The organism is Pseudoalteromonas sp. CH_XMU1449-3, assembly GCF_037027245.1.
Lineage (GTDB): Bacteria > Pseudomonadota > Gammaproteobacteria > Enterobacterales > Alteromonadaceae > Pseudoalteromonas > Pseudoalteromonas shioyasakiensis.
Genome location: NZ_JAYMDY010000003.1, coordinates 182698 through 194085 on the forward strand (window position 1 = coordinate 182698; position 11388 = coordinate 194085).

At 37.7% G+C, this 11388-nt stretch carries 7 protein-coding genes; 2 read left to right on the top strand and 5 right to left on the bottom strand.

The genetic code is table 11. The annotated features are described in order from the left end of the window. The first annotated feature begins 59 nt into the window (after positions 1 to 59). On the top strand, positions 60 to 764 hold the full coding sequence (locus tag WA256_RS05765; protein ID WP_335989657.1) for a hypothetical protein: 705 nt from the start codon (positions 60 to 62) through the stop codon (positions 762 to 764). A gap of 80 nt (positions 765 to 844) precedes the next feature. Here the strand turns inward: WA256_RS05765 and rmuC are convergent, their stop codons facing one another. From rmuC to WA256_RS05785, 4 genes are all read right to left on the bottom strand, one after another. Further along, positions 845 to 2311, bottom strand: coding sequence for a DNA recombination protein RmuC (gene rmuC, locus WA256_RS05770; RefSeq protein WP_269408229.1), 1467 nt, complete (start codon positions 2309 to 2311; stop codon positions 845 to 847). A gap of 229 nt (positions 2312 to 2540) precedes the next feature. After that, positions 2541 to 5684: a DEAD/DEAH box helicase gene (locus WA256_RS05775; RefSeq protein WP_335989659.1), complete on the bottom strand. Its 3144-nt coding sequence runs from the start codon at positions 5682 to 5684 to the stop codon at positions 2541 to 2543. A gap of 415 nt (positions 5685 to 6099) precedes the next feature. Beyond that, a complete protein-coding gene (locus tag WA256_RS05780; RefSeq protein ID WP_062565464.1) occupies positions 6100 to 7062 on the bottom strand; it encodes a hypothetical protein in 963 nt (320 codons plus the stop codon). Positions 7063 to 7076: 14 nt separating this feature from the next. Further along, on the bottom strand, positions 7077 to 8315 hold the full coding sequence (locus WA256_RS05785; protein WP_175081417.1) for an AAA family ATPase: 1239 nt from the start codon (positions 8313 to 8315) through the stop codon (positions 7077 to 7079). A 769-nt stretch (positions 8316 to 9084) separates the two neighbouring features. Here WA256_RS05785 and WA256_RS05790 point away from each other — a divergent pair. Continuing rightward, positions 9085 to 10299, top strand: a complete 1215-nt coding sequence (locus WA256_RS05790) for a hypothetical protein (RefSeq protein ID WP_054563104.1) — start codon at positions 9085 to 9087, stop codon at positions 10297 to 10299. A 58-nt stretch (positions 10300 to 10357) separates the two neighbouring features. On the opposite strand, the gene WA256_RS05795 is transcribed toward WA256_RS05790, so the two are convergent. Further along, complete coding sequence (locus WA256_RS05795) at positions 10358 to 11233, bottom strand: DNA replication terminus site-binding protein (protein ID WP_062565466.1); 876 nt, start codon at positions 11231 to 11233, stop codon at positions 10358 to 10360. Between the last annotated feature and the right edge of the window lie 155 nt (positions 11234 to 11388).

Consider the following 11388-nt stretch of genomic DNA (forward strand, 5'->3'; position numbering starts at 1 on the left):
GTTAATAACATATTATTAAATTGCGCACTGTATACAAACAAAACTTCAAGGCATTGTTAATGCGTTTTTTATTCTTATTGAGCGTGCTGCTGGTTGGTTGTAAAACAACACAGCAAAGCGTTGCTGAAATTAGTGAAGTATCGCCGGGCACTATTTATTTTCAGGGCGAAACATCAAAGCAAAATGTTGAAAAGTTCGAACAGTTATTAGTAAGTAGCGATCAACAAATCAACACCTTGGTTATTAATAGCCAAGGTGGTGATGTGATGGCGGGTTTACATTTAGGTGGCTTAGTTCATGAATATCAACTCGATGTTGTGGTACACGAGCTTTGTGCATCGTCTTGTGCCAACTATGTACTTACCGCAAGCCCACATGTCCTAGTTGAAGAGCAAGCCGTTATCGGCTGGCATGGGGGCTCATTACAGCCATTATACGTGCCCATGGAGCAACCGCCTGAGGTCGCTAGCTATATAGCAAAATGGCAAGCCGCAGAGCGACAATTCTTCGATATCATTAATGTTGAACAGGCGGTTACTATCATAGGTATGATGCCTGGTATTACAGAGAAACGTGATTCTGCTATTTATAGTTACGACGCCCAAACCCTGAAGCGTTTAGGGTTGCATATTGAGTTTGCTGGTGCGCAAACAGGGATGTCAGCAAGTGGCGAAAAAATCGCGCAGGTATTCGAACTTGAAGAGTCTGTACTTAACCACTTTTTGATGCTCAACGATATAGTGTCAGCTGAACTTGTTAACTAATACCAATCCGCAATAATACTTAATTAAGCGAATTGGTATAACAAAAAAGCCAACATGACGTTGGCTTTTTTGTATCCCATTTAATCTAACTCTAATTGTGCTTTTTCAACAGTTTCCGCGGGTAACTCTTTTTGAACAGAAACCCCCAATTCTTTGAACTCTGAGGCCTGCTTAATCAAGTTTCCTTTACCACGATACAGCTGAGAAAACGCTTTATCATAGCTTTCTTTGGCGCGATCTAATTGCTTACCAACCCCTTCCATACTGGTTAGGAAACCATTGAGTTTGTTGTAAAAACGCTCTGCACGAGCGGCAAGCTCTTTTGAGTATTTAGTTTGCTCTTCAAAACGCCACAATTGTTTTACGATATTCAAGCTAGTCAATAAGGTCGTTGGAGTTGCAACTAAAATGTTTTTTTCGATTGCTTGCTGATAAATATCACTCTGGTACTTAAGCGCTTCAACAAATGCAGACTCTATGGGTACAAACATGATCACCACTTCGGGGGAGTTAATACCAGGTAGTCTGTCGTAGGCTTTGCTTGCTAACTCGTTTATACGTGATTGCACCGCCGTGACATGCTCTTTAAGCGCTTGCTGCGCTTCAAGCTCTGTATCGGCATTTACATAGCGTGTATACGCGTTTAAAGAGGTTTTAGCATCGATAACTAAATGACGTTGCTGAGGTAAATACACCACAACATCTGGGCGTAGACGGCCATCTTCTGTGTTAAACGATACTTCTCGCTGATAATCTACTCCAGCACGCAGCCCTGCGCTGTCTAGTACATTTTCAAGCATTAACTCCCCCCAATTACCTTGGGTTTTCTTTTGCCCTTGTAATGCGGTGCTCAGCCTATCAGCTTGTTCGGTGATAGCTTGGCTTTTAGCCTGTAAATGCAATAGCTCAGTTTTTAGTGCTGCACGCTGCTTTAGATCTTCAACGTGGATCAATTCCATCTTATCGCGAAAGCCTTTTAGCTCTCCCTGAACCGGTTTTAAAAGTTGCTCAATACTCTCTTGGTTTAAGGTTTTAAAACGTTGCGATTTTTCTTCAAGGATTTGATTAGCGAGGTTTTCAAACTCTTTTTTGAGTTGCTCTTTGCTTTCTTTGATATGACTAAGCTGCTCTTTAAAATGCAGTTCTTTTTGCTCTACTGTGCTTCTTAAGGTACTTAAATCAACATCGCGCTGATTAAGTGCAGCTTTAGTATCAGCAAGCTCAGCTTCAACTTGACGCCAAAACTGGTTGTATTGTTGTGCCTGCTTTTCTTGTTCTACAAAGCGGGTTTTAAAGTGTTGAGACTCATCACGTTGCTCAGCGTAATCTTGCTGTAACTGCGAAAGCGTAAGTTGGCTTTGTTCAAGTTGCAGCTGCTTTTGTTCTAAATGATTTTGCTGGATTTGCTGACTATTTTGCAGTTCGGTTAACTGATTTTTTAAGCGACTTTTTTGTAAGGCAAAAATAACACCACTTGCAACAGCACCTACAGCAGCACCAAGCACACCACTTTGCCAATTAATCTGTGCAATCAGCTCTGTAATCATAACGAAAACTCAATAACTTAAAGACACATCATCATAACGAATTAGTGCTCAGCAGAGTAGGGGGTTTAGGCATAAAAAAAGCCAGCTCAAAGTGAGCTGGCTCTAACATTACTAAAATTTAGTAACCAAATGGGAAATCAACATAATGCTTATGTAAACTGCAATTTAACAACAAGCATAATAATAGACGCCCCAAAATTTGATTAGTTCAAAAAAACTTTAAAAAAATTTAATTTTTTATCAGAGCAAGCATTTGCTCTTCATCAAACTGAGTGAAACTCATTGATTTTTCGGTAAATAATGCATCAACAAGGGCTTGCTTATGCTGCTGCATTTTAAATACTTTTTGTTCAATTGAGTTAGCCATAATCAATTTATAAACAAACACTGGGTTAGTTTGGCCAATACGGTAGGCACGATCTGTCGCTTGTTTCTCAACAGCAGGGTTCCACCAAGGATCAAAATGAATCACAGTATCGGCTTGAGTTAGGTTTAACCCTGTACCGCCGGCTTTTAAGCTAATTAAAAACACGGATGTATCACCTTGAGTAAACTCTTCGATAACACGGTCGCGGTGTCTTGTTTGCCCGGTAAGCATACTAAAACTGATGCCTAATTCATTTAATCGCTCTGCTATCACATCAAGTGCCATGGTGAATTGACTGAAAATAATCACCTTACGACCTTCGCTAAGCATGATAGGCAAATGCTTAGATAACCATTCAAGTTTAGCGCTACCAGCCTGTGAACTAGGGTCGATCAATTTTGGATGACAACAGATTTGTCTGAGCTTTAATAATGCATCTAAAAAGGCTAGCTTACTTTTTTGTACTCCTTGCTGTGCAAATAGGTCGACTAATTTCTGCTCTAAAGATTCAGTTATACCGTTGTAAATTTCTTTTTGTTTGCTCTCAAATTCAAACTCTTTAACTAGCTCAGTCTTCTCTGGTAGCTCTTGCGTTACCTGTGCTTTAGTACGACGCAAGATAAATGGCATGATCAACGACTTAAGTTCATCAGCTCGGGCAACGTCGTTATCACGCTCAATTGGCGTTTGAAAATAGCTCTTAAAATGTGCTTGCGAACCAAGTAAAGAAGGCATTGCAAAGTCGAGCAAAGATTTAAGCTCAAATAAGTTATTTTCGATAGGCGTGCCGCTTAAGCAGAGCTTAAAGTCAGCATTAAGGCGCTTAACCAAGCGTGAAACCTGCGCAGCGTCGTTTTTAATATATTGCCCTTCATCAAGAATGATGTTTTCAAAATACAGCGGCGAATAAAAGGCAATATCACGCTTCAATAGAGGATAAGTTGTTAAAATACAATCTGCTTGCGACAACTGTTGTAATTGGTCGCTGCGCGCAGCACCGAAGACGGTGGTAATTTTTAAGTTACTCGCAAATTTATTAATTTCACTTTGCCAGTTACCAACCAAGCTGGTTGGGCAAACAATTAACGTGGGGCCTGCTTGTGGTGATTGCTTGGCATTAGCTAAAAAGGCAATAACTTGTAGAGTTTTACCTAGCCCCATGTCATCAGCCAAAATACCACCAAGCTGGTGACGTTTTAAAAAGTTAAGCCAATCAACACCATGTTGTTGATACTCACGCAATTGCACACCCTGGTTTAAGCCTTGAATATCGGACTTTTTAATAAGCTGTTGTGAGCTATTTAATTCAGCTAGGTAAGCATCTAGAGCATCGTCAACAATATTAACCTTAATTGCTTTTTGCTCGATGAGCTTAGGCAAAAACGACAAAGGCATTAAGATTTCGTCACGGGTTTTAATATGCTCAAAACGTTCACGATAATCATTAAGCTGCATCATCGCGGCCTTTTCAACCACAGCAAAGCGTTTTCCTACAGTAAAGTAATAAAAACGCTCACTTTGTCGATTAAGCGATTGATAAGTATTGTTATCAGTGACAAACAACTGTTGAGTTTTAACACCAGAGATCACGATTTTACTAACTATCTGATGACCTTTACCACGCTCAACTTGCAGTGAAAGCTGTTTAAGGACTTTGCCGACGGCTAACTCATCATTAATTTTCCAACCGCGTTTTAATAAGTTTGGAATTATTTCAAACTTTAACCAGTGCTCATGAATAACCGATTGTTTATTAAAGATAAACTCTGTTTGTAAAGCCCCTTTACATAATTCAAAGCCAAGGTTAGTTAATTCATTTACAACGGTGTTTTCTAATGACTGGTTTAATATATCAGCTGGCGCCTGGCTTAAATCATACAAAGAGTTTTGATAATTAAACTGCAATCCTAAGCGGATTGTGCCCTCGTCATTATTAATCCTGATGACAGGGAATACAGTTCGAGCTAGGCTTTTTTTGCTTTCCTTAAATGCATGAGGGATCACACCTTCACCAAAATTATCATTGAGCTGTTGATAAACGCGGTCAAAGTTCTCTGTGTGAATAGCAGGCATATTGGCAAGTAGCGCTATTTCATCAGCCGTTAACGGAGTACGAATTCGGCCTACTTTTAGCTTTTCAGGGTCAAGGTAAGTAGGGGGTGTTGTTTTTAACAATAACCAATTATCTTGCCCAGCAAGCGTCATGCTCAATGAGGTTAAGTCTTTGTTTTGTTTCCAATCAAACTCTAACGCTTGCATACTGTCAGCTTTAATTGCTTGGCGCGAACGGCCTAAAAACAAACGCTGGGTGGCAATTAATTGCTGTAGTGCTGCAACCCCCCATTGGCCTTTAAGCTCTAGTTTACCAAGGGCATTTTGAGAACGGATCCAGCTATATAACCGAAAATCCGATTCTAATAAATCAGTGGGGGTTACAAAACTATTTAATTGCTGCTCGGTAAGGTTACGACCTAGAGTATAGTTATGCTCAGCGTCATAATTAGCTATTTTAGGGGTAAGGGTTACAACTGATTTCTCTACATCAAGAACAAATAATAAAACCTGTTTGGCATTGTCACTAGCAACTTGCTTAAGGGTTTTTAGCTCACTAAACCAATCGTTAATAATGTAGTCTTCACCGTAGTCACCTGAATGTTCAATTTTGAGTTTTAGGAGCACAGCTGCAATATGACGGCATTTAGTTTTAGAGCCACAAGTACAATGCGAATCAACAGAAAAGCCACTTGGTAATTTACTGATCTCAATATGCTGAGTAAAGGTATTCCCTTCGTTACCAAACATAGATGCATCAATAACGCTAAAATCACTGTTATGTTCTAACCAGTTGATTTGGCCGTTCTGGTGATACTCTTTTGCTTTACTTAACACATGCGGCTTAAATAGCTGTTTAATGAAGCGCTCAGACAGGGGAAACTGAGTTTCTTGCTCTTGTTTGATTTCTTCAAAGATAGCTAATAAGTCATTTTTGGATAAGTTAGCAGACATAACGCTTTTGGCAGTAAAAACAAAAAATAATTCTGCCAGTATATGATCTATCGGACCAGAGCTAAAGCACTATTGAGCAATATTGGACTGGTTGGAGCTGATAACTTGGTAAAAATCTGCTTTAAAATAAAATCAAAGCTGAAAACTGACATGCTGAGTATTTAACAAACAACAATCGCACAAGATATAAACAGGTTAGTAACAAGGCAGGGGCTTTACAGATCAATTTTTTACTAAGCAATCTAATTATGAGAGTAAAAAACCTGTAAAGGGGTTATTAGTTGGTAAAAAACTGATCTGAGAGTGTAATAAGTACCAATTTTACTGGTAATAGATCAATATTTTACTAACGAAAGGGAAGGGGAGATCACGCTTTTACTAACAGTAAAAGCGTGAGAGATCATTCTTTTACTAACTAATTAAAGCTATTTAATAGCTTAGTTAGCTGCTCTAAGCGTTTGTCTGTCATCACTTTATTATCGATTTTCACAGATAAATCACCGCTTTTTATGTTACGTTGTACGCTGACAAACTCACTATCAATAAGGGCTTCACGACGGCTTGGCGCTGCTGGCTCAGCAGTTAATAGCTTGGTAATTGCAAGAGCACGTTTATCATCGCTGCTGATTTGCGCTATTTCGCTATCACTACTTACGTCATTTACAAGCTTGGTAAACAGCTGCTCATCACGCTCTTTGGCACTAATAAGCTTTTTAGCTACTTCACGGCCAACATGATTCGCAGTTGGGTAAAGACTTAAAACCTCAGAAGGTAGATTCTCAAACGCTTTAATAGCATCAGCAATAGCAGTGTGTGATACACCTTCAATTGCCGCAATCTCACGATAAGAGCCTTTTTTCCCCTCAGCAATAAGCTCATCACGGGTCTGTTGATATGCTTGACCTAGCTCCCATAGACTTGGGGCAATGTATTGATCAGATGATACAGCAAGAATTTTAGCATCTTGATCTGTGAAATCTTCAGAGCTTAAAACTAAGTAATCAGAGTTACTTAAGATACATGCTTTTCGACGACGAGAACCTGCTAATACAAGCATTTCGTCACCTTTATCCCAACATAGGGCAGGGTGCTGGTTACGGCCGTCTTCGGCAATTGCAGGAAGGATATCGGCAACTGACTTTTCATTTAGTAATGATTGTACACGGCGGTTTTTACCATAGACCTTTGTTTTAGCTTCAATTTCTGAGCTTGGAATAACCTTACACACCAAAGTAATTTGACGTGTAGGATCGCTTGGAGCAGGCATACTGATAACATCACCAGCAGAAGCTTGCTCTAGCAAAGCATCTAAACTGCTACTTTCGATAGACGTTGAAAAAGGGTCTAAGCTGGTATCGTTTTTACGTTTTTTAGCCATTTTTATTAATTACCTTACTTAGCTGTATTTAGAGACGATTGAGTTGACTGCCAATTAGAACGGATCAGCATTTCAAGTTCATCAACTACATCTTTGATATTTTCTTGCGCACGAAGTAGTGACTCACGACTAGCTAAGCTATCTGACGTTTTTTGATCAAAAATGGTATTAAAAGAAGATGAGCTGGCGGTAATTGCCGAGCTATGATTAATTGGGTAACTCATTACTTGACGACCAAATGCACTACGAACATCTTTAACGATGTCGCGCTGTGAATGGTTCCCTTTAACATAGTTAGTTACTAAGAATTGCATGAAGTCCCAACCTTGGTGGCCAAGCGCAGCAACTGTATGGTAAATCTCGCCTAATCGCTTTAAGTATTTATTATTTGCATCGAAGTCTACAGCTTCAGGATGAACAGGGATAAGCATCGACGTAGAGGCCATTAATGCATTATAAAACATAAAGTTAAGTGATGGAGCTGTATCAATTAGAATAATATCAAATTGATCTTTTACCGGTTCAATAACTTTTTCGAGCAATTTATGATAGTGACGAGTTTTATCATAACTAGAGCTATCTTTTAATAAAGTTGCTGTTTCATGCTCGAAGTAAAAATCATCCATACCAGAAGGCAAAATACGAATATTAGGTATATGGGTAGGTAAGAAAGAGTTCGATACTAATTCATCCCAGGTTTCGTTTTCATCGAGTTCAATGCAGTCACGCATTAAATCGCCCACAGTAATTGGGTCAGGCTCACTAGGTGGGAAAAAGCTTGATGAAGAACCTTGTGGATCAAGGTCAATAATACCAATTCTGTATCGTTTAATGTTTGTAGTAGCAAGTGCAGCGGCAATGTTCACCATGCTGGTCGTTTTACCACAACCACCTTTTAACGAGTTAATAACGATAACTTGTAATTTATCATCAACTGTACGGTGATCAGGCTTAATATCCATGATATCAGCCATAGCAAAGATATTTACCAAGGTATAAGCGTAGTGACCATTTGCACCACGTTTGATATCAAGTGCATCAAAGTCACCATTATCATGACGTCGTTTTAAGGTACGATTATTACAGCCTAATAAGTCAGCGGCTGCTTTTTGCGTATAAGTACGAAGCTCTTTTTCTTCAGACTTTAAATGGGCACGATAATGTTGAATACGTCCTTCTAGCGATTTTTCAGCAACTTCTGCTGTCGCTTTTAGTAACCTATAAGTGGCTAGCGCATTATTATTGATAGACATACTTTCTTCCTCAAAGTTATGCTTCAAGTATAATGTCCATTCAAATTGCTGTAAACAAGTATTTAAGGCGACATGCCTTTTATTTATAAGACATTTAATAAAAATTTGTAACTTTACTGATGCTAAGTATAAATAAGTAAGTTTAATATCGGTTAAGTATATAGGTATATAAGGTTAAGATGCTAAAATAGTGAAATATATGACTGATTTCATTGAATATTTACTAAAAAGCCAGATCGTAATTTTACTTGGTAAAGATCAGATCTTTAATGACTCGCAGATCAGCCAATTACTAAGCAAAAAATGAGCTTTCGACTTATGCACAGTTTAACCACTGGTTTACTCACAAAAATAGTGGTGTAGATCAACTTTTTACTAACTAAATTATAAAGTTATGCACCGAGAGTATGACTAAAATGCACAATAAGTTGGTATGGATCTGATCTATAGTTGGTACAGATCAGATCTATGCTAACTTAAGAGCTGTTTATCCACATGGAGTTTTAAAAAAGCGATTTATGTCGTGTTAAATCGCTTTAAAAAGGTGATTAACAGGACATAATTTGAACTGAGTTAGTAAAATCGCGACCTATCAACTATAACTTAGTAAAAATCTGATCTGAAAATCAGCAATTACGAAACAGTTAGTATAAACTTGATCCGAAGAAATTAATTATGATCGGATCAAGTTTATACTAACTTAAACATTTAACTTTTGAAGTTTTATGTGTTGTTATTAACTGTCGAAGAAAAATTGGAAATAAGAACAATGAGCCGAAAGGTCAACATCTCGGTAGATAACTTACCCGATACATTACGCGGGCAGATCCACGGGGTGGAAAGTGCAATAGATAATGAAAGTCTTGCACTATTTACAGACAACAAAGATGTGCGTGTTTCAATTGAAAATGCTGCACATGGTTTGAGAGCTTACTCAAATACATTTAATCATTATGATCTATGGGGACGATTTGTCCGTTCTGGTCATAAGAAGCTTCCGGTTGAAGAAGCACCAAAGAAAACCATCGTTACACGAAAAATCTCTGAAAAAGTAGACGGCATTCTTTATGATGGTGAAATCAAAATTACACCAGCGGTAGTAAGCACAAGAAAAGATGGTGAAGATGTTGAATATCTTGTTTGGCCATCTGATCGTGAAGAAAAGGTCGAACGTGCCTTAATTCGTTTAGCCTCTAAAGGTAAAATTGTAAAAATCAATTTTAAGTCTGGTATTCAATACGCGGTTGTTTTTTCAATGAATGAATTAGCGCAAGAGCTGAAAGCTGTTGGTCAGTCGATGCCTTATCCGCAAATCAAAGAATCATTAGAAGCATTACAAGGTTCTAAACTTTCTTTTAAATATTCAGCAACAGATACTCGTAACTCTGATATTGATGACTCATTTTACGAATCGAACATGAACTTTTTATCGTCGCTTCATTTTAGTGGCAAAAAAGGTCAGGGTGGTAACGTAAAATGTGTAGCTTGTTTGAATGCCTTCGTTCATAACATGATCGACAACCTTGAATACAAAGGTTACTATTTTAATAGTGCTCAAGAATTAAAACGTGGTTTATCTCGTTGGATGATGCTTCGTTTATATCATCTATGGCGTTATGCGGCACCGGGTAAGACCTACCATTTCCGACTATTATCTATTATGGAAAAATATGGCTCTATTTATTCAACAGACGAAATTACCGAGAATAAATTAAAAGCTTTGCGTCGTGATATGACTACGACAATGAAAGACTTAATTGAGAAAGGTGCAATCTCTGAATATAACATTACCAATGTCAAAGATGACAAAACGGGTAATATTATTGATTACACATATGAGATGCATCCATCTGATCAATTTTGTGATGAGATTCTTACGCTTAATAAGCATAACAAACGAATCGAAATTCAAGGTGGGAAACGCATTGTTGAAAATGCAGTTTTAATCGATGAAGATAAAATTGAAGAAATAGTCGAAGACTAATTTCTTTAATACTACTAACTACAAATAAAAGGCCACTGATGTGGCCTTTTTAACATAATCAATCTGTTACTTGTTCTAAGTAAAGTCTATCAACTAAGAAATCATATTCTCTTTTTCGAGGATGACTTTCTGGTTTTTGATAATCAGTTAATGTACCCAGTTTTACATCTGGTTCTGGGTTTATCAAAATAAAAGGTAAAGCAGCACTAACATGATATCGGTTTTGAGCTGTATACCTCACATTAACTTGTGGACTAACTCTTGTTGGTCTACGAATTCGTAATTTTTCTTTATCACCTAAACTTGCAACACGACTTTGTTCTTGTGCAACTAGCGCTTGCCAAGAGTGTTGGTCGATCATTCTTGGATTAGAATAACTAGCCGATTTATCGAGCATTGCTAAGGCCATTTTTTTAGTTAGCGTTTTAGTTGCGTGTTTGTGCATCCAAGTAAAACGAACAGAGTAGGGCGATTCAGTTTCAAAATGGATCTTACGATATGCAGCAAGTGTAATGAGATTAGGCACAGCATTGTGAACCGCTTCAAATCGCGCATCATTATTATCGATAGCTATTACACTATTTTTAAAATCAGCTTTGGCTTTATTTAACTGATTTATCCTTGCAATGAAATGTTGCTTATCGACATCTTTTAAAACTAATAAACCTGGATGTCTTTTTAATACTCGACTACTTAATCCTGTCTTTTTATAAAAATCACCAAAGGAATTTAGAATTAACTTATGAGCATCATCGCCTTCAATTTTTTGTACACTAATTGAAGAAGGGACTTTCTTTTCGTCGTTTATGTCGATATCTGGCAATTGATAATATGATGCCTTATGAAAACCCACTTCCTTTAATTCTTCACAAAACAAATGAGTTAACTCACTTACTAAATCAAACTGACTGCGTATTTCTAACTTCGTACTCATAGGAACACATCTTACTTATTGTTAGTTCAATTGTAACCTTATCCTTTGACATTTTGTAGTTTAAATTTTTTACGTAGCTGACCTTACATCTTAATTAAATTTAGTATGATGTGTTCCCCCCATTTTATTAGTACAAGTTTTTAATTTGATCAATG

Excerpts from the sequence above, each read along its gene's own strand:
- WA256_RS05765 (WP_335989657.1), top strand. The coding sequence starts at position 60 with ATGCGTTTTTTATTCTTATTGAGCGTGCTGCTGGTTGGTTGTAAAACA.
- WA256_RS05785 (WP_175081417.1), bottom strand. The coding sequence starts at position 8,315 with ATGTCTATCAATAATAATGCGCTAGCCACTTATAGGTTACTAAAAGCG.
- WA256_RS05790 (WP_054563104.1), top strand. The coding sequence starts at position 9,085 with ATGAGCCGAAAGGTCAACATCTCGGTAGATAACTTACCCGATACATTA.
- rmuC (WP_269408229.1), bottom strand. The coding sequence starts at position 2,311 with ATGATTACAGAGCTGATTGCACAGATTAATTGGCAAAGTGGTGTGCTT.
- WA256_RS05795 (WP_062565466.1), bottom strand. The coding sequence starts at position 11,233 with ATGAGTACGAAGTTAGAAATACGCAGTCAGTTTGATTTAGTAAGTGAG.
- WA256_RS05775 (WP_335989659.1), bottom strand. The coding sequence starts at position 5,684 with ATGTCTGCTAACTTATCCAAAAATGACTTATTAGCTATCTTTGAAGAA.
- WA256_RS05780 (WP_062565464.1), bottom strand. The coding sequence starts at position 7,062 with ATGGCTAAAAAACGTAAAAACGATACCAGCTTAGACCCTTTTTCAACG.